Annotated in this window: 17 protein-coding genes; 9 read left to right on the top strand and 8 right to left on the bottom strand. The window is 32.1% G+C overall.

Annotation, left to right across the window (positions count from 1 at the left end; all coding sequences use genetic code 11):
* Window positions 1-117 precede the first annotated feature (117 nt).
* On the top strand, window positions 118-2,301 hold the full coding sequence (locus tag Anndu_RS04265; protein WP_464103180.1) for a caspase family protein: 2,184 nt from the start codon (window positions 118-120) through the stop codon (window positions 2,299-2,301).
* 2 nt (window positions 2,302-2,303) lie between these two features.
* On the opposite strand, the gene Anndu_RS04260 is transcribed toward Anndu_RS04265, so the two are convergent.
* On the bottom strand, window positions 2,304-3,515 hold the full coding sequence (locus Anndu_RS04260; protein ID WP_464103179.1) for a tRNA nucleotidyltransferase/poly(A) polymerase family protein: 1,212 nt from the start codon (window positions 3,513-3,515) through the stop codon (window positions 2,304-2,306).
* Window positions 3,516-3,620: 105 nt separating this feature from the next.
* On the opposite strand from Anndu_RS04260, the gene Anndu_RS04255 reads away from it, so the two are divergent.
* A complete protein-coding gene (locus Anndu_RS04255; protein WP_464103178.1) occupies window positions 3,621-4,355 on the top strand; it encodes a WecB/TagA/CpsF family glycosyltransferase in 735 nt (244 codons plus the stop codon).
* Window positions 4,356-4,372: 17 nt separating this feature from the next.
* Here Anndu_RS04255 and Anndu_RS04250 read toward each other — a convergent pair whose 3' ends face one another.
* The gene (locus Anndu_RS04250) at window positions 4,373-5,956 is read right to left on the bottom strand and encodes a hypothetical protein (protein WP_464103177.1); all 1,584 of its coding nucleotides are present in this window, start codon (window positions 5,954-5,956) and stop codon (window positions 4,373-4,375) included.
* Window positions 5,957-6,183: 227 nt separating this feature from the next.
* Between Anndu_RS04250 and Anndu_RS04245 the strand changes: the two genes are divergently transcribed.
* Window positions 6,184-7,377, top strand: a complete 1,194-nt coding sequence (locus tag Anndu_RS04245; protein ID WP_464103176.1) for a class I SAM-dependent methyltransferase — start codon at window positions 6,184-6,186, stop codon at window positions 7,375-7,377.
* A 56-nt stretch (window positions 7,378-7,433) separates the two neighbouring features.
* Here the strand turns inward: Anndu_RS04245 and cobO are convergent, their stop codons facing one another.
* The gene (gene cobO / locus Anndu_RS04240) at window positions 7,434-8,042 is read right to left on the bottom strand and encodes a cob(I)yrinic acid a,c-diamide adenosyltransferase (protein WP_464103175.1); all 609 of its coding nucleotides are present in this window, start codon (window positions 8,040-8,042) and stop codon (window positions 7,434-7,436) included.
* Between the two features lie 107 nt (window positions 8,043-8,149).
* Between cobO and Anndu_RS04235 the strand changes: the two genes are divergently transcribed.
* Both Anndu_RS04235 and Anndu_RS04230 read left to right on the top strand, forming a co-directional pair.
* Window positions 8,150-8,929, top strand: coding sequence for a hypothetical protein (locus tag Anndu_RS04235; RefSeq protein WP_464103174.1), 780 nt, complete (start codon window positions 8,150-8,152; stop codon window positions 8,927-8,929).
* A gap of 210 nt (window positions 8,930-9,139) precedes the next feature.
* Window positions 9,140-9,862, top strand: a complete 723-nt coding sequence (locus tag Anndu_RS04230; RefSeq protein ID WP_464104032.1) for a response regulator transcription factor — start codon at window positions 9,140-9,142, stop codon at window positions 9,860-9,862.
* Between the two features lie 79 nt (window positions 9,863-9,941).
* On the opposite strand, the gene devC is transcribed toward Anndu_RS04230, so the two are convergent.
* Both devC and Anndu_RS04220 read right to left on the bottom strand, forming a co-directional pair.
* Window positions 9,942-11,090, bottom strand: a complete 1,149-nt coding sequence (devC, locus tag Anndu_RS04225; protein ID WP_464103173.1) for an ABC transporter permease DevC — start codon at window positions 11,088-11,090, stop codon at window positions 9,942-9,944.
* 95 nt (window positions 11,091-11,185) lie between these two features.
* Complete coding sequence (locus Anndu_RS04220; RefSeq protein WP_464103172.1) at window positions 11,186-12,499, bottom strand: HlyD family secretion protein; 1,314 nt, start codon at window positions 12,497-12,499, stop codon at window positions 11,186-11,188.
* 522 nt (window positions 12,500-13,021) lie between these two features.
* Here Anndu_RS04220 and ctpB point away from each other — a divergent pair.
* Together ctpB and Anndu_RS04210 are read left to right on the top strand one after the other, a co-directional pair.
* Window positions 13,022-14,347 (top strand): carboxyl-terminal processing protease CtpB, encoded by a 1,326-nt coding sequence (gene ctpB, locus Anndu_RS04215; protein WP_464104031.1) that lies wholly within the window; start codon window positions 13,022-13,024, stop codon window positions 14,345-14,347.
* Between the two features lie 162 nt (window positions 14,348-14,509).
* Window positions 14,510-14,956 carry a YlqD family protein gene (locus tag Anndu_RS04210; RefSeq protein WP_464103171.1) on the top strand — a complete coding sequence of 149 codons (447 nt, stop codon included), beginning with the start codon at window positions 14,510-14,512 and terminating at the stop codon, window positions 14,954-14,956.
* Between the two features lie 124 nt (window positions 14,957-15,080).
* Here the strand turns inward: Anndu_RS04210 and recF are convergent, their stop codons facing one another.
* The 3 genes from recF to rpsO all read right to left on the bottom strand — a co-directional run bounded on the left by recF (window position 15,081) and on the right by rpsO (window position 17,455).
* Window positions 15,081-16,223 carry a DNA replication/repair protein RecF gene (gene recF / locus Anndu_RS04205; protein WP_464103170.1) on the bottom strand — a complete coding sequence of 381 codons (1,143 nt, stop codon included), beginning with the start codon at window positions 16,221-16,223 and terminating at the stop codon, window positions 15,081-15,083.
* A gap of 162 nt (window positions 16,224-16,385) precedes the next feature.
* Window positions 16,386-16,991 carry a photosystem II biosynthesis protein gene (locus Anndu_RS04200; protein ID WP_464103169.1) on the bottom strand — a complete coding sequence of 202 codons (606 nt, stop codon included), beginning with the start codon at window positions 16,989-16,991 and terminating at the stop codon, window positions 16,386-16,388.
* A 194-nt stretch (window positions 16,992-17,185) separates the two neighbouring features.
* Window positions 17,186-17,455, bottom strand: a complete 270-nt coding sequence (gene rpsO / locus Anndu_RS04195; RefSeq protein ID WP_464103168.1) for a 30S ribosomal protein S15 — start codon at window positions 17,453-17,455, stop codon at window positions 17,186-17,188.
* 687 nt (window positions 17,456-18,142) lie between these two features.
* Between rpsO and Anndu_RS04190 the strand changes: the two genes are divergently transcribed.
* On the top strand, window positions 18,143-18,310 hold the full coding sequence (locus Anndu_RS04190) for an isochorismate synthase (protein ID WP_464103167.1): 168 nt from the start codon (window positions 18,143-18,145) through the stop codon (window positions 18,308-18,310).
* A gap of 258 nt (window positions 18,311-18,568) precedes the next feature.
* On the top strand, window positions 18,569-20,101 hold the full coding sequence (psbB, locus tag Anndu_RS04185; protein ID WP_464103166.1) for a photosystem II chlorophyll-binding protein CP47: 1,533 nt from the start codon (window positions 18,569-18,571) through the stop codon (window positions 20,099-20,101).
* The last annotated feature ends 79 nt before the right edge of the window (window positions 20,102-20,180 follow it).

Raw genomic sequence — 20,180 nt, 5'->3', positions numbered from 1 at the left:
GATCACAGATCAAAAGTAGGGAATTTCAAAAATTCTCTACTTTTGAAAATGTACTGAGAAGCAATAATTATTTGGTATAATAGGCATAATTATAAATAGATCAAGGGGTGGTGCTTAATGGGACTCAATCGGCGTAAATTTTTAGAACAATCTGGTTTAGGGTTATTAACATTCTCTCTAGGAATGGATCATTTCTCATTAAAAACTTTACCCTATCTCAAGGCTTTAGCTCAATCTAATTCTCGAAAATTGGCTTTATTAGTGGGGATTAATCAATATCAAAATAATCCACTCAAGGGCTGTTTAACTGATGTAGAGATGCAAAGAGAATTATTAATTAATCGCTTTGGTTTTCTATCAAGTAATATTTTAACTTTAACAAATCAAGCCGCCACAAAAGAAAATATTGAAATAGCATTAAAAGAATATTTATCAAAACAAATTCAAGAAAATGATGTTGTAATATTTCATTTTAGCGGTTTAGGCTCTCAAGTTTTATTACCTGATTCTTCCGTTTTATTAAATAGTTTAGTGCCAATAGATGGGGGAGTTTCTACTAAAAATAATTCCATTGTTAATGATATTTTAGAAGATACTTTAATTTTATGGTCTCGATCTTTATCAACTAATTCTGCTTATTTAATTTTAGATACGGGTTATCAATTAGGAAGTAATTTATTCAATGGAAATTTTCGTTTAAGGGTTTTTCCTCAAGGGGAAATAGCTAAATTTCCTAATCTTGAAGAATTAGCTTTTCAAGAACAATTAAAATTAAAAATTAAAGAATTAACAAATGGCAAAATTTTAAATTATTCAGGTAATTATTCAGGGACAATTTTAAAGGCTTCAGATCATAATAATTGTGCCATTGAAGCAATGTTTAAAGGATTTTCGGCCGGTTTATTTACCTATTGTTTAACCCAATTTTTATGGGAAATAACTCCTCCGAGTACCATTTATTTTGGGTTAAAAAAAATTACGGAAAAAATGTCTTATAATCTTGATTTTCCCCAACAACCAATTTTAGTAAAATCAACTCAAAAACCCCAATGGTTTTATTCTCTTTTACCGAATAAAGATCAAGAGGGAATTGGTTTTATTTCCTCTCTTGAAGATGGGGGAGAAACGGTTATTTTAAAGTTAGTTGGTTTACCTCAAACTGTCATTAATAATTGGGGAATTAATAGTATTGTTATCATCAATTTAAAGGAAGTTTCCCCTATTTTCTTGCAAATTAAATCAAAAGATGGCTTAACGGCAAAAGCTAAAATTATTAATCCCGAATTAATAGATCAAAATAGTTTAAAAACCGGTCAAGTTGTGAGAGAATTATTAAGGATAATTCCGATTAATCTTAGTTTAATTGTTGGTTTAGATCCTAGTTTATCACGGATTGAAAAAGTTGATGCCACTAGCTCTTTTACTAATATAGATTGTGTTTCAACTGTCGTTAATCTTGGGGAAACAGCCATTGATTGTATTTTAAAAAAATCTAATATTTCAGAAGAAATAATACCCAATCTTTCTACTTATAATTTAGCTTTTGCTAATGGTTTAAATTTAAAAACAATGGCTCATGAAACCGTTAAGTCAACCGTTAATCAATTAAATAGTTATTTTGAATTATTATTAGCTCAAAAATTTAGCAGATTATTGGAAAATGAGGGAAGTTCTCAATTAAAAATTTCGGCAGTTTTAGAAATAATTAAACCACAAACAAAATTATTATTAAGTAAAGAGACGGGAAAAAGTTTATCTCCTAATATTATCACGCCTCAGTTAACAGAAACTAACCCTAAAGATACGGCTATTCCTAATTTAATAAAAGATACAGAAATTCAATTAAGTTTTGAAAATAATAATGATTTTTCTTTGTATTTTTTGTTAATAGCTTTTGATCATCAACAAATATTTATTTTCTCAAATCTTGATCCTAAAAATAGTAATTCTGAAGAATTTTTGCAGATCTATGAGTTAGCTAAAGGCACTAAAATTAGTCTTCCTTCTTTCAAAAGTCAAAATAACTTTAATCTTAATAAACTTAACGATCAAACTAAAAATTTAATTACCATCCAAGGGATTTTTTCTGCTGATCCTTTCCTTAATACTTTATCAGTATTACCTAACTTTAATCAAAGTGGTTTTATTGCTTTAACAGAGCCTTTAACAGTTATTAAAGCAATTTTTCAAGATTTAGATCAAGCTAGTAAAAATGAAAAAGAACAATTTAAGTTAGGCAATGATTGTTATGTTTTAAATGTTAATCATTGGGCTAGTTTTCATTTTATGTATCAAGTTTAAAATTAAATTATTAATTGTTGAACATAATTTAAAGCATCTTTTTTTGTTTTAATTTTACCTTCAATTTGGCCAATAGCCGCCTCCGTTAATAAATGTTTAATTAAGGGGCTAGGCTGAAGATTTAACTCTTTAATTAAATCATTTCCCGTAATTAAATTAACAGGATGAGCAACGGGATCTTGAACATTAAAATAACGCTCTATTAAAGGAGAAATAATTATTTTTGAAATGCCTAAAGCTTGAGCCAAAACTGCTAAAATAGGAAAACTTGTTTGAGTTTCTAAAAATAAAAAATATTGCTCTCTTAAGGTTAGTTGTCTATCATATTGTTGTAAAATATTTAAAGATTTTAAAGTATTTAAAATAATTTTTATTTCAGCACGGGAATATTTTAAACTCATTAATTCTTGTTCGGCAGTTATTAAATTATCCGATACTAAATAAGCTAATTTAGCTAAACGATACCAGTTAGATTGATCCTCATTTAATAGGGGTAATAAATCTAAATATTGATTGCTTAAATCTAAAGTAGATTGATCAATGTTTATCAAAGTTTCTAATTGATTAAAATTAATATTTTTTAACCAAGTTACTAATAATTGATCCTTAATTATTTCCCTTAAAAAAGATGTACCGTTGGGGGATTTTAGTAAATAATTTAATTCGGTTTGTACCCTTTCAGGTGCAATATTTTTGATTAAATGAGCTAAATTTTTGATAGTTGATTTTGTGTCAGGATCAATAGTAAAATTTAACTGGGAAGCTTGACGATAACCCCTTAATAATCGTAAAGGATCATCTTCTAAATTATTAGAAGAAATCATTTTAATTATTTTTTTGTTTAAATCTTTTAAGCCCCCAAGGGGATCAATAATTGTTTCAGAATGGAGATGATAAGCGATGGCATTAATGGTAAAATCTCGGCGTTTTAAATCAGTTTCTAAAGTCTCACCTTCCTGTTGCGCAAAATCTAAAGTTGCATTTTTAAAAACTACCCTAGCAATGGCTCTTTCTTGATCTAAAACTACAAAACCAGCCCGATATATTTTGGCGATATTTCTAGCAGTTTCAATGGCATTTGTAGCGACTACAAAATCAAAATCTATATAGTCTCTTTTTCTGTTTAAAAGAGCATCCCTAACCGCACCTCCCACTAAATAACTATCAATGGGAATTAAACTTAAATCACAAGGCAAACTAGGTAATAAAATCATATTAAACAATTGACAATTGACAATTAACAGTGGACAATTAAAAATTAACTTTTACGATAAAATAAGAACCACTCAAATTACTTTTATTGAGATTAATCAAAAACTATGAAAATTCCTGTTTTTAACACTTTTGTTAATTTACTTCCTAATTATAGCCAATGGTTGTGGCAACGCCTAGAGACTCATCAAGGCACTCATATTGTTACTCTGAATGCTGAAATGGCTATGTTAACTCGAAATAACTCACAATTAGCCAAAATTTTAGAAAAAGCCGATTTAATAGTCCCTGATGGGGCAGGAATCGTTTTTTATTTACGTTTATTTGGCTATCAACACCCACGCTGTCCGGGAATTGAACTAGCTGAATCTCTTTTAAGACAAGCAGGAGAGTCCCAGAAACCTTATTTAATTTATTTTTATGGTGCAAAACAAGAAATTATTGATCAAGCATCTCAATATTGGCTTAAAAAATTTAAAAGTTTGGATATTAAAACATATAATGGATATTTAAACTCAGAAGAAAAAACTCAATTATTAAAAGATTTAGAACGAGAAAAACCCCAAATTATTTTAGTGGGTTTGGGAGTTCCACGTCAAGAATTTTGGATTGAGCAAAATCGTCATCTTTGCCCAGAAGCCTTATGGATGGGAGTTGGTGGCAGTTTTGATATTTGGTCAGGGGCAAAAATCAGAGCGCCGGAATTTTTCAGAAATAATAATTTAGAATGGCTCTATCGCTTATATAAAGAGCCTTATCGTTGGTATAGAATGTTAGCATTACCTCAATTTTTCCTAACATCTATTTTTTATCGTATTAATAAATATTTTAATACGCATTAAATAAAGGAGATAGTTTATTAATAAAAATGTAATTCTCCCAGTTCTTTTAATTCCCAACCTTGATTAGTTTTGATAACTTCAGCAGGTTTAATTACCTTAAATTTAGTGAATTTTAATTGATCATTATTACAGGAAAAAACAACAGTTAAAACTTTATAAGAAAATTCATTAAGTTGAAAGTCATTTCTGGGTAAAAGATAATATTTATTTTGAATATTAATTAACCAGAAATCACCACTTTTATTAATTTCAAAAATAGGAATTACATCTTTACCTTCTCTCCTTTTCTTCATCGTATTAAGGGTTTCTGCTAACAAAACTACTTGGGGAATTAATAGATTAAATTGATTACTATTATAATTTTCTAATAACTGTTCTTCTGAAGTAATTTCTAACTTTGAAAGATTAATTGTTGGCACAGGATTTAATAAATTATAACCTTTAGATAAATTAGGATTAACATTAGAAGAAATTAGATTAGCATGAGTTAAATTAATTTTTTGACTATTTTCTAAATTAACTAATCGTTGATTCATTTGTTTAATTAAAATCTGTTCAATTTGATTAATATATTGACTAACTTGTTTAAATTGTCCCTCAAATTGATTCAAATATTGATTAATTTGATTAATTTGTTGATCTTGTTTTTGAAATTTACTTTGATATTCGGAAAATATTTGTTTAAAATTATATTTTTTTTGATTAGTTTCTTGTTCATAATTACTTGACATTGGCTTATAAATAACCAAAATTAAAACGATAGAAGTTAATAAAATAAAAATAAAGAAAATAACAATTAAAGCAAATAAACTTGTTTTAATATCATCGGTAAAATTATTAAAATCCTGCTGTAATTTTTTCTGTTTTTGTTCTAAATTAATAATTTTTTCGCCCTCGGTTATAGTTTCTAAATTATTGTTATTTGCTGAGGTGGAGGGTACTTCAATAACTGAAGTATTTTTAGCTAAAATATTCGAGTCTAAACTTGTTAAATTTTGACTGATATTTTGATTTTTTTGATTTAAAAATTTGGCTATTTCTATTTGAGTTATTTGGCCAAAATTACCGTATAATGAAGAAGAAAGTCCCCTTTTTGGAAAAAAATTAAGATATTTTTGAACCTGAGTAACTTGGGACTTTCCTAAACCATTATTTAAAGGTTTTATCACTTTATTAATAGAAGCCAAAAAAGTTTCTATTTCTACTAAATTTTGTTTTAAAATTAGTTGATTCTTAACAGGATTATTTTCTATAATAATTTGTAAATCATTAATTGCACGATTTAATTTTTCGGAAGATTGATTAACTTTAACAAAATTAACAGATTCCTGTTTAATTTGTTTTTTGGCAATTTTAGCTAAATTTTCATTCAAACGATCAACTTCCGTGCGAAAATTAGTAAAATTTAGTTGTAGATTTTCCAGTTTATTAGTAAGTTCACTTTGTATATTAATTTGACTATTCTTTTTTTCAGTATTAGTAATTTGATTATTATTAGATTGAGACTTTGACGGGAAAATTTGATTATTACAACTACTCAATAATAAAGTAGACATTAATCCTAAACCAATCAATTTTTTAGTGACATTTTGTAAATTCATAAGTTAAACATTCTATCAAAATAATTCATTAGTTATTAATCATTGGTCATTAGTCATTGCTTATTTATGGCAAAGATTTATGTTAAGACTACCATAGATTGTTAACAAAAGTAACTCTATTTTTGTTATTAATCATCAAACTTTTAAAATTTTAAACATAAATAATGAAAAATTTAGTCTCTTTTAAGGTATTTTATTAATTATTAACATCAATCAGGAAAACTAACATGAGTGATCAAACTTTAAAAAGTAAAGCCGTACAACAATTATATAATACCTATCCTTTCCCGCCGGATCCCCTTATAGATGAGCCACCCCCCGGATATAATTGGCGTTGGAATTGGATCGGTGCTCATCATTTTTGTACAGGAAAAAAACCAATTTCTAATAATATTAGAATTTTAGATGCCGGATGTGGTACAGGATCGGGAACTGATTATTTAATTCATCTTAATCCAGAGGCTGAAATTGTGGCAATAGACTTAAGTGAAAAAGCCTTAGAAGTGGCTCAGGAAAGATGTAGAAGGTCTGGAGTAAAAGCAAAATCATTAGAATTTCATCACCTTAATTTAGAGCAAGTTGATCAACTTTCAGGTGAATTTAATTTAATCAATTGTGTAGGAGTTTTACATCATTTACCCGATCCAATTAAAGGTATTCAAGCATTAGCAAAAAAACTAGCTCACGGAGGTTTATTTCATATTTTTGTTTATGCCGAATTAGGGCGATGGGCGATCCAATTAATGCAGGAAGCAATTGGTTTATTACAAGGAGAAAAAAAAGGCGATTATGTTGATGGAGTTAGGGTTGGCCGACAAATTTTTGCAACTTTGCCTAACGATAATCCCTTAGTCAAATATGAACAAAAAAAATGGTTTTTAGAAAATCAAAGAGATGAATGTTTTGCAGATATGTATGTTCATCCCCAAGAATTTGATTATAATATTAAAACTTTGAAAGAATTAATTGATGCTTCAGGCTTAGAATTTGTGGGTTTTTCCAATCCCCAATATTGGAATTTAGAAAGATTAATTGGTAATAATAAAGAACTATTAGAACGCTCAAAAAATCTTGATCAATGGGAAAAATATCGTTTAATTGAATTACTTGATCCCCAACTAACTCACTTTGAATTTTTCCTAACAAAACCACCTTTAATTAAAGAAAATTGGTGTGATGATCAAGTTTTTTTAAATGCAATTCCTGAGCGTCATCCCTGTATGGATGGGTTTCCCTATGACACCTTATTTAATTATGATTATCAAATTATTAAATTATCTGAAGATGAATTAAATTTATTAAAAGCTTGTGATGAAAATAATCTTAAACAAAAAACTTTTAAAACAATTTTAGAAGAATTAAATTTAAGTATAGAAATAGCTCGATCATTACAAGAAAAACAGTTAATTATTTTAGCTTAAAAATTTGCCCTCATCCCCAGCCTTGGGGGAGGGCATCGGTAGAAAATTCAATCAATTTAATATTCAATACCCGCTTGAGCCTTAACATTTTGCTCCTTAAAAGGATGTTTAATTAAAGTCATTTCCGTGACAAGATCAGCCTTTTCAATTAACTCTAAAGGAGCGCCCCTTCCCGTTAAAATAACATGATTAAATTCCGGTTTTTCCCTTAAACCTTCTAACACTTTTTCCACCGATAAATAACCCAACTTTAAAGCCACATTAATCTCATCTAATAATACTAATTGATAATCAGGATTACGGATTAATTCTAAAGCCTGTAACCATGCTTCCTCAGCTTTTTTTATATCCCTTTCCCGATCTTGAGTTTCCCATGTAAAACCCTCACCCATCGCATAAAACTTTAATTGATTTTCCCATTGACTCAACACCGCCTTTTCGGCCGGCTCCCATGCCCCCTTAATAAACTGAACGATCGCCACTTGATAACCATGGCCTAACGAGCGTAAAACCATGCCCAAAGCCGCAGTTGTCTTGCCCTTACCATTACCAGTATGAACAATAATTAAGCCTTTTTGAGCCTTAGCCTGTGCTAAACGTGCCTCTTGCACTTCCTTACGCCGTTGCATTTTCTTTTGATATTGTTCGGCCGATAAATTAGTCATATTTCAGTATTAGATGTTACAACAGGATCATTAAGAAAAGATTTTCGCTTTAGTTGCTTACCCTCAGTAAAAACTAAAGCAAATATCAAAAATAAGGATTTAAAAAAATGAATTTATTAACCACAATTTTTTTCTCAGTCTTAGCTTTAGAAGCCTTAATTATCCTATTTTTGTCAATTATCCCCCATCTGGGGACAATAGGCAAAAACATTAGTGAAATCTGCACTAAAGCCCCTAATTTAGATTTAATTGTCTCTTTAATTATTTGGCTTCCTTGGGTGGGAGGTATTTATTTTGGCTCTTGGCGAGGTTTGATCGTCACTTTAGGCGCTCAAATTATTGCCATGCAAACATGGATTTTTATTCATGAATTAACCCATCAAGAAGCGGTAAAAGGCCCCAGAATAATTAAATTTGTTAATCAAAAATTTGGTTGGTGGCGTAATTATATCGCTTTATGGGCTACATTGATCGCACTTCCGGCATTTGTGGTAATTCGTTTGGCCGAATTTGTGGCCTATCCCATTTTAGTATGGGTGTTAGATTTTCCCGATTATAAACATAGTGAATGGGTTAACGTCAGCCGTCAAAAATTTGAAGGTTTAGTCGGTCATGATTTAATCTGGTGTTTATATTGTGATTGGATGACCGGAGTTTATGCTTTAGGGGCGGAAATGTTGCGCAATGTGGAATCATTTTGGTGTCCGATCCGTTTTTATGACGGGAAAAAATGCGAAAATTGTAAAATTGATTTCCCTGATCTTGACGGGGGTTGGGTTGACCCTCATGGTACAATGGCCGATGTGGAAGGGGTTTTAAAACAACATTATCAAAACCCTCCCTATACTTGGTTTGGCTATGGGAAAACACAAAAAGATCCTCAATAGTCTTCAACAAGTGACAATTAGCCCTACTTCAATCTGAAATCAAGGAAATTGGTCAAAATTAACCAATTTCCTTAATAACAATTAACAATTAACAAAATTTAAAGATTTTTTTGGAAAAAACAAACTTATTGCATATAATTTGTGAAGTATACTTTATATTTCTTAAATAAAGTCCTTTTCATAACCTTATAAAAAAAATTATTTTAAATGATGCCCAGAATACTTGTTATAGATGACGATCCAGCGATCGCTGAGTTAGTCTCTATTAATCTGGAAATGGCTGGTTATGCCGTCACTCAAGCGGAAGACGGCATTAAAGGTCAAGCTTTAGCTTTGCAAATTCAGCCCGACCTGATTATGTTAGATTTAATGTTACCTAAAGTGGATGGTTTTACCGTCTGTCAAAGGATCCGCCGTGATGAAAGAACATCTGATATTCCCATTTTAATGTTAACTGCTTTAGGTCAAACTCAAGATAAAGTGGAAGGTTTTAATGCGGGGGCTGATGACTATTTAACTAAACCTTTTGAAGTGGAAGAAATGTTAGCTAGGGTGAGGGCGTTATTGCGCCGTAGCGATCGAATGCCCCAAGCGGCTAAACATTCAGAAATTTTAAATTATGGTCATTTAACCTTAATTCCTGAGCGTTTTGAAGCGATCTGGTTTGAGGAAACGATCAAATTAACTCATTTAGAGTTTGAGTTGTTACATTGTTTATTACAACGTCATGGTCAAACTGTTTCCCCTAGTGATATTTTAAGGGAAGTTTGGGGTTATGATCCCAATGATGATATAGAAACCATTAGGGTACATATTCGCCATTTAAGAACTAAATTAGAACCTGATCCTCGTCATCCCCGTTATATTAAAACAGTTTACGGGGCGGGATATTGTTTAGAATTACCTGCTTTGGAGGAAGAAAATACAGACTAAAATTCAACATTTTAAACTTTAAAGTTGAGCCTCAAAAATAAGTAATAATTATTAATTATTACTTATTATTTATAACTTATTAAAATATATCGGCTGGGTCAGCATCACTTAATTTTTTAACGGCGATCGAGCCGGAAATAATACACATAATTAAGGTTAAAATTAAAACAGAACTGGCACGATATAAGGTCATAGCTAAAGGTAAACCAGTAGATTGAGCCGTAAAAATATATAATAAACGTGAAACAAACATTCCGGGGAAAAATCCTACAAATGCCAGAATTATTGACTGTTGAAAAACCACCACTAAGAAATAAAATTCACCATAACCCATTGCTTTCATTGTTGCATATTCTGGTAAATGATCCGCTACGTTACTATATAAAATTTGATAAACAATGACTGTCCCAACAATAAAACCCATCACCGTGCCAAGGGTAAAAACAAAGCCGATCGCCGTGCGAGTCATCCAATAATGTTTTTCATAAGCAATAAATTCCGCCCTAGAAAAAATATGCACATCTTTGGGTAATTTTTCCCTTAAAACTGTTACAATTTGTTGTAAATTAGCATCTTTTTCTAATTCTAAAATACCAATATCTATTAATCCTTGATTTCGATTAGGAAATAATAGAAAAAAGTTAACATCACTGGTAATAATATTACCATCAGCCCCAAAAGATGATCCCATTTCAAATAAACCTTTGATCGTAATTTCTTTACGACTTAATTCAGTTTTGACCTGTGTTTCTTGCTCAATATATTTAGGAATATCCCCAAAATCTTTACGAGATTTTCGATCAAATAAATAGGTATCTTCTAATAATAAAAAATGTGTATTTTCTTTAATTCCGGGAAAATTAACTATGTCATGATTGGGATTAAATGCAAAAATAAAAATAGTGCGATTAGTGCCTTTATCTGGGTTTTTAAACTGTCCTAAACTAATATAAAAAGGATTCGCTGATTTTACTCCTTTAACTCCCATCGCTTCATATAACCTTCTTTGGGAAAAAGTTTGAGTTGCGACAACGGAATTTGTTTGACTACTAATTAAAAAAACATCCCCTGCTAAAGCATTATGTAAACGGATCGAACTTTGCAATAAAGCATCCCTAAAACCTAATTGCATAAACATTAATAAATCGGCAAAAGATATACCAGCGATCGCAATTAATAATCGCATTTTTTCGTAGGAAATTTGTAACCAAGCTAAAGGTAATTTCATTTTACAATTAAAATTTATTGATAAATAGTTATTTGTTATTTGTTATTCGTTATTCGTCAAAAAACTTTAACAGTTTTGACGATGTAAAAAGTCTATCAAAGTAAAATTTGCACAATAACTTTAGAATAAGTTAAATCAGCAACAATTTTACTAAATTCAGGTTTTAATAATATTTTAACCTCCACAACTCTCACATCCACATCGGCGGCCGGATCCGTATTTAAAACTTCTTTTTTACCAATTTGTTGACCAATTTCAATCACTTCTCCCGCTAATTTTTCAGAAAAAGCACCACTTTCACTGGTAACAATTGCTTTTTGTCCTATTTTAACTTTACTAATTTCACTTTCATAAACCTCAGCGATCGCTAACATTTGATCAGTCTGTCCTAACTCAATAATACCTGAATTTTGATCCACATTTTCCCCCGGATAACTATTAATTTTTAAGACCTTTCCCGCTACTGATGAGCGGACATAAGCCAATTCTAAATCCTCTTGAGCTTGATTTAATTCTGCTAACGATTGATCTAATTCTGATTGAGATTTTTGTAAATCTACAGGGCGAATTTCTTTAATTTTAGCTAAAATAGCCTGAGCTTCTAAAATTTCTTTTTCTAAAGTTAACTCCTCCTCCCGTGCCTGAGCCTCAGCCTGAATAATTTGTTGTTCAAGAGTGCTTAAAGTCCGATCATAATTAGCTTGAGCCTCTTTTAACTTTTCCCTCGCCGTCTCTAAAGTTAATACACGCCGATCTAACTCTGACTCAGAAATAACTCGATCTTGCGCTAACTTTTCATACCGATTAAACTCACTTTGTGCATTATTTAATTCGGCTTGTAACCGATCTGTATTAGCTAATTTTTCTTCTTTTTGTCCTTCTAATTCTGCTTTTAATCGTTTTATTTCTGCTTGATTAGTAATTATCTTACCATCTAACTCGGCTTTTAAACGCTCGATCGTGGCCTCTTGAGCCTTAATTTCCCCAATTTTAGCCCCCGCCTTAACAATTTCTAAATTAGCCTGAGCAACTTTAACTTTTTGCTGTGCCAAGTCAACATCCGCCTTTTGACGGGGATAACTGTCCAACATCCCGATCAATTGATCTTGTTTAACCCATTGCCCCTCCTTAACAAATAATTCCATTAATTTTGAACCCCCTTGGTTGGGAGGAGCGGCCAATTTGATCACTTCCCCTTGAGGCTCAAGTCGCCCTAAAGCACTCACCGACTGGATCATTTTCTCAGTGGAAATAACCTTTTGACTATTCTTTTTAATTTTACTAACTCTGACTCGATAGAGACTGATCCCCCCTAACACAACTAACAAGATTAAAGTTAAGGCCACAAGCCATTTTTTGTCTACATTAGAAAATTGAGGCATTAACGGTTTACTTTTTTCATCCATCATGAATTATATAGATTAATAAATTTTATTATTAACAAAAACCCTTCAATAAATTGAAGTGGTCAATGGTCACTGGTTACTGTTCACTGTTCACTGTTTAAACTGTCACAAAAATTCTTTAATTTTTGGTCTCAAAATATTACTCTAGGTCATGGGTAAATAATTAACTAAAATTTGACTTTGTTAACTTTTTTTACATTTTTTACTTTTTTACCATAATTCCGATCCAAATCATAGCCAAGAACTAAAAAATCTGGTTATGATAGAAGACAAGAATTTAATCAAAACTTTCTGATTTAAGTTTGCTCTCCATCACAGTCAAACAAACTTAAATTTTGTTAATAGTTTATTTGTAGTTGTTAAAATTAACTTATTTAGTTAAAAAAATTGCTCAAAATAAATCAATGAATTAAGTATTTTTTACTAAAAAAAATCATTTTCATTAAGATTTAACTCAACAATCAACTCAAATAAATAACATCAAGCAAAACACAAAAAACCTTAACTACCTCCCATGATGATATGATGAATCATTCCTCTCCCAAGCTCTCTTTATTCCAAGGTTTTCTGTTTGGCGGTGCGATCGCCGCCCTAGCTACAGGTGCATTACTTTCTCCCAGTTTGAGCCATCGAGTCAATGCCCAGTTAGAAGATAGCCCTAAAGCACTGGTTGACGAAGTATGGCAACTGGTCAACAAAGAATTTGTCGATCGCAATTTTAATCAAGTAGAATGGCTCAAAGTGCGTCAAGAATTATTAAATAAGGATTATCATTCTTATGACGAAGCCTATCGAGAAATTAAGAAATCCTTAAGATTATTAGGCGACCCTTACACTCGCTTTTTAACCCCCGATGAATTTGAAGTTTTAACCAGTCAAACATCAGGAGAGCTTTCTGGGGTGGGGATCAAGATTGATTTTGATGAGCAAAAACATTATTTAATGGTAGTTGAACCCATTGAAAATTCCCCTGCGTGGGAGGCAGGTATTAAACAGGGCGATCGGATCCTACAAATTAATGGCAAAAATACCTCTTTAATGACCTTAGAACAGGCATCAGATGAAATCAAAGGAGAAATTGGCACTGAGGTGGAATTACAAATTGCCCGTCCCAATGGACAAATATTGAATTTTACTTTAAAACGCGCTCAAATTGAACTTCCGTCTGTCTCCTATAACCTCAAAAGGGAAAACCAAATGAAAATTGGTTATATTAAATTAGATGAATTTAGCTCCCATGCGGCCGAACAAATGAAAGAAGCGATTAACAATCTTTCTTTAGAAGAGCCTTCGGCCTTTGTGTTAGATTTAAGAGGGAATCCGGGGGGCTTATTATTTGCCAGTGTGGACATAGCACGGATGTGGATGGATTCAGGTCTCATTGTTAGTACGGATGATTCAGAAAGAGGACACCGTGAATTTACGGCTAACCGTAGTGCTTTAACGGATTTACCCTTAGTGGTTTTAGTGGATGGTAACTCGGCTAGTGCCAGTGAGATCTTAGCAGGGGCTTTAAAAGATAATAAAAGAGCCACTATTGTAGGCTCACAAACCTATGGTAAAGGGACAGTTCAATCCCTTCATACTTTGTCAAATGGATCGGGATTAGCTGTGACAATTTCCCGTTATTTCTTGCCCAGTGGGGTTAATATTAATCATCATGGGATCACTCCTGATATTTCCCTTGATTTAAGTCAAGATGAAGCACAAAATTTACAAGTTAATCCCTCTTTAATCGCTACCCAGTCTGATCCCCAATATAGTCGGGCGGTTTCCTTCTTATATAATAGTCAAATTGGACAAACGAATAATACAAGTGAACCTGTTAGTATTCGTTCAATTGCTGAATAAGTAAACACTCAGGATGTTTTTATTTTCGATCAAATTAAAAGTAATGAACAATTATCTTTTTTCACAGATAATTGTTCATTATTTTTTTATGGTTAAATTACAGATTTAGGTAATATAATTATAGTTAGTTTTTAATCAAACCAATTTAGGATCAATATTACAATGGAAGAAACACAACAACTATTATTGAAACGTCCAATTAACGTCAAAGTCATTGTTACACCTCGTTGGAAAGAGGAAGTACAGGATCAATTACAAAAACAAATTAGTCAAATTGATACTCAATTACAACAATTAGACTTACAAGGACAAAGGGCAATTACAGAACTTAAACAACAAAGTTTACAGCCTCTTTCTGCTCAAATTCAACAACAAATTGAGGGGATTCAATCTCAAGTTAACCAGAAAAAAAGTCAACTTTTAGAACAAAAAAATCGTTCACTCCAACAACTTCAACAGTCTCAAACTTTAGAGTTAGAACAGGAGATTTTACAAGGACAAATGGAAAGCTTTTTCCGTTTAGAAAAGGGTGATAATTTGGTTCAAAAATTACAAGTGGAAATTGTGGTTAGAGATGGGGTAGTAGAAGAAATTAGAGGTGATATTTAATTTTTTTTGGTTTAAAAAACCTCTTTTTATAGTTCTACTAACCAATATTAGAGCAACAAAAGTCGGGGATTTAAAATCCCCAACTTTTAAAACATTTTACTAATAAAAAAACTGATGGCTACATTTAAAAGTCAATAATTTTCCCTGCTTCAACGGATAAAATTTGCGATTCTTTCAACCAATGGGCATCAAAAGAATTAAGGTGAGTGGTAGTAATTAAAGTTTGAAAATTACCTTGAATTGTCTCTAATAAAAAGTTTTGACGTTGGGGATCTAATTCTGCTAAAACATCATCTAATAATAATAATGGAGACTCACCAATTACTGTTTCAATTAAATTTAATTCAGCTAATTTTAAAGCTAAAACTAAAGTTCTTTGTTGCCCTTGGGAGCCATAGGATCTAGCAGGAGTATTATTAATTATTAATTCTATTTCATCTCGGTGGATACCAACTAAAGTTTTACCTTGATATTGTTCAGCCATTTTTCTTTCTTCAATCTTATTTAAAAAGGCTTGTTTTACGGAATTAGCATCATCTTCAGTCCAAATAATATGGGGTTGATAAATAATTTTTAATTCTTCTTTTTTGCCACTAATATTACTATGCCAATGTTGAGCAAAAGGAGCAATTCTAGTTAAAACTCTTGCCCTTCTTCTCGTTATTCTTGAGCCATATTCTGCTAATTGTTCATTCCACAAAGAAAGTTCAGTTAAATAATTAGAAATAATTAGATCTTTTTCCCCTTGAGTTAAAGCAGTTCTAATCTTTTTTAAAAGTGCATTTCTTTGACGTAAAATATTATTATATTGGGTTAAAATATAGGAGTAAATTGGCTCAATTTGAATCAATAAACTATCTAACCAATTACGTCTACATTCAGGGGATCCCCTCACTAAATCTAAATCTAAACTCGAAAATTGAACGGTATTTAATATACCTAAAAATTCCACTTGTTTGCGTAAATTTTCCTTATTTAAAATTAAAGTTTTTCGCCCTTGACTTCTTAAGATTAAACCTAATTCTGATTTTCCATATTTTCGCTCTAACATAGCCTCAATTTTACTTTCCGTTTGACCTTCTAAAATTAAATCTTTATCTTTACTGGTGCGGTGACTTTTTAAAGTAGAAAGTAAAGCAACGGCTTCTAATAAATTAGATTTTCCTTGCGCATTATTGCCTAAAATAATTGTCTTTTTCTCTGAAAATTTAACAATTTGATCATGATAATTACGAAAATTTTTTAATAATAAATAATTAAGATACATGAATCTAATTTTACCAAATAAGTTAAATTAATGATTTCATTAAGGCTGAAGCCTTATGCTACAAAAACAAAGTCTGCCTGTGCAGACTAGAATGAAGTCTGCGCAGGCAGACTTTGTTTAGATAGCCCTACCCTTTAGGGTTTGGGGCTTAAAAATTAAAAACTAATTTGATTGATTTTTCTTATTTTTAGCTTTTTTTCTAGCATCTTTCCAAGCAGAAATAGTACGCCCAAAATTAACGCTAAATTCTTCAAAACCTAAGAGAGAGCCTAAACGGTTTTCATCCCATGAAGTAGAAAAAATACCATAACTTAAACCTAAAAATCCCGATCCAAACAAGATAATACTAACAATTAAAACCGCCACATTTGGAATTTCTAAATTACCTTTTGTTACCACAAAATAAAAAGCAATAAAAGATAAAAACCCTAGAAAAGTTGGTACTCCTGAAAAAATGGCCATTCTTTTAATCATTCTTTTACTCACAACTTCAGGAATAGCTGAAAGGGTAACTTCTGATCGATCAATTTCTTTTTTTTCCTTTTTATTTTTTTGTTTATTTTTATTGTCAGAAATAGCCTTTTTTTCCTCAACAATAGTCTGATCAGAATTAATATTTTCCGTAGTAACTTTAACAGGTTCTACTTTTTTAGATTGATTATTAGTTTGATTAGTTTGACTTTCCGCTCCAGAAGTTTGAGGTTTATTCTTTTTCTTTTTTGGACGGGGTTCAAACGGGATTTTTTCTTGTGAACTTCCAGAAGACATAAGGTTTTTTAATATTAATTATTTATTTAATTTAAAAATTTAAAATTGATAATTAACAGTGGACAATTGACAATTATCTTTATAAAAAAATTATCAATTGTCAACTATTAACTAATAATAAATTAACCAAGAATAAGCTTATAACTTCAGTCTAAAACCACAGCTATAAGCTTTGATTAAGTAATAACTTAAGCTTAACCTCTAATACCTAAACGGGAAATTAACGCTTTATAACGCTCAGGGCTTTCGTTATGAACAAAAGTTAATAAGCGCTTACGATGACCAATCATTTTTAACAAACCACGTCTGGAGGAGTGATCTTTTTTGTTGGTTTTCAGATGAGTAGATAACTGATTAATCCGATTAGTTAACATCGCAATTTGTAAATCAGCAGAACCTGTATCTGTTTCATGAGTTTGATATTGTGCAATAATTTCTTGCTTACGCTCTTGAGTAAGTGCCATAATGAGATTTTCTGTTTCTATAAAATTTAAACTGCAATCTCCCATTGTACCATTATCATTTCATTATTGATCAAGTTTTTTCGGGGGGAATAAAACACTTCTTGCACAAGTCACAGAAAAGGCGACAGAAAAAAGGTAAACTAAATAATAATCTATCAAAACTGTTAAAGAATTGATTTAAGTTGTTTTTTTTATTACTTTTGAAAAAGGTATATTAATTTTTGATTGTTAACCATCGCTGTGTTTTTTCTCAGGATCACTGATGATCATGACCTAAATTTTGCAACAAGTCTAATCATGATTGCTAAATGACCAGTGACTAATCACAAATCTCATTTTTGTTACAAAAACTTTACATAAATCTAAATAAATCACCTTAATTAAGATTAAAGTTAATATAACTTAATCAAAAAATGAAAAAAAGGGCTTTATTTTGAAGTTTTGTAAAAGTATAAGAATAAATATTGAGAAGATGTCAGAAAAGGAGCAGATATATATATTATAGAAAATAGATAGATGAAGTAAGTTTAATTACTTAATAACAATCAAAATTTAATTTCAGCCTATCATCGAATCAATCAAAAAATAATCTTGAGCAAATTCAATCCTCAAAGATTTTATTAAATGCTCAGTTTATAATTACAAGATCATAACAACATAAGCAAGGTAGCCAAGGAGGAAATGGTTATGAATAATAATCAACAAATGTGGATCGCTAAAACGTGGAATAATCTCAGTCTATCTCTGTCCGATGCGATCGCTAGAATTTTCAGCCCTAATCGCTTAGAATACCCCTCAGTAGGAGTTCAACCCTTTGAAGGTGAACCCTATCAACCCTCTCAAATAGAATGGTAATTTAATCATTAAAAAATCACAAAATTATAATAAACAGTCACAAAGCAGATCTTTTCAAAGGTCTGCTTTTTTGATCAAGCCGAAAAATGATCTAATTAATGATAAAATTTTATTTTGACTTAATCATTTGAAGAATTGATCTTCTTGCAATTAAGTCTAAGAATGGTTAAACTTTTTTAAAAAAGTAATTAATATATCCTAAAATAGTCTAACTTAGACAAAGCGTAAAACAATATCCAAATAGGAGGATCGTAGTCAATGGGACTACCTTGGTATCGTGTACATACAGTCGTCCTGAATGATCCGGGTCGTCTGATCGCAGTTCACCTGATGCACACCGCACTGGTGGCTGGTTGGGCAGGTTCAATGGCTCTTTATGAGTTAGCAATTTTTGATCCCAGTGATGCAGTTTTAAACCCCATGTGGAGACAAGGGATGTTTGTTCTTCCTTTCATGGCTCGTTTAGGTATTACAGGTTCTTGGAACGGTTGGGATATTACCGGAGCAACCGGAACTGATCCTGGTTACTGGTCTTTTGAAGGTGTGGCGATCGCGCACATCGTGCTGTCTGGGATGTTATTCTTAGCGGCCATTTGGCACTGGGTTTATTGGGATCTTGATCTATTCGTAGATGATCGTACCGGACAACCCGCTCTTGACCTTCCTAAAATGTTTGGTATTCACTTATTCTTATCTGGTTTACTTTGCTTTGGTTTTGGTGCATTCCACCTAACCGGAGTTTGGGGGCCTGGAATGTGGGTATCGGATCCTTACGGTTTAACGGGTCATGTTCAAGCGGTATCTCCTGAATGGGGGCCGGCCGGTTTTGATCCCTATAACCCAGGTGGTATTGTGGCTCACCACATCGCCGCAGGGATTGTGGGTATTATTGCTGGTTTATTCCACTTAAGTGTACGTCCTCCCGAAAGACTTTATCGAGCTTTACGGATGGGTAACATTGAAACCGTATTATCTAGCAGTATTGCCGCCGTTTTCTTTGCCGCTTTCGTGGTAGCCGGAACAATGTGGTATGGTAATGCCGCCACTCCTGTGGAATTATTTGGCCCTACCCGTTATCAATGGGATCGTGGCTTCTATCAACAAGAGATCCAAAGCCGTGTTGAAGCTAAATTAGCACAGGGTGCTTCTTTAAGTGAAGCATGGGATAGCATTCCCGAAAAACTAGCTTTCTATGACTACATCGGTAATAGCCCCGCTAAAGGTGGTTTATTCCGTACTGGTGCAATGGATAGCGGTGACGGTATTGCGAAACAATGGTTAGGACACCCTGTATTTCAAGATGCAGAGGGTAATGTTTTAACCGCTCGCCGGATGTCTAACTTCTTTGAAACCTTCCCAGTGGTTTTAACGGATGAAAATGGTGATGTTAAAGCGGATATTCCTTTCCGCCGTGCTGAGTCTAAGTTCAGTTTTGAACAAGCTCGTGTAAGCGTTTCCTTCTATGGTGGTGCTTTAGATGGTCAAACCTTTAAAGACCCCGCAACGGTTAAAGCTTATGCGCGTAAAGCGATCTTAGGTGAACCCTTTGACTTTGACATCGAAACCCTCAATTCTGACGGGGTATTCCGCACATCGCCCAGAGGTTGGTTTACCTTTGGTCATGCGGTATTTGCATTACTTTTCTTCTTTGGCCATATTTGGCATGGCGCTCGTACTCTGTACCGAGATGTATTTGCCGGAGTTGACCCAGAATTATCTGAAGAACAAGTGGAATGGGGCTTCTTCCAAAAACTTGGAGACAAAACTACTCGTCGTCAAGAGCAGATCTAATTTTACTTGTTAAATTTAATTTAAGAGGGAAGATTTTTAAAAATCTTCTCTTTTTTTTGTTTGCGCTCACCCCCTAACA

This window comes from Annamia dubia NIES-4383, from assembly GCF_055394725.1.
Note: the sequence above shows the minus strand (reverse complement) of the source record. Positions and strands in the feature narration are given on the sequence as shown.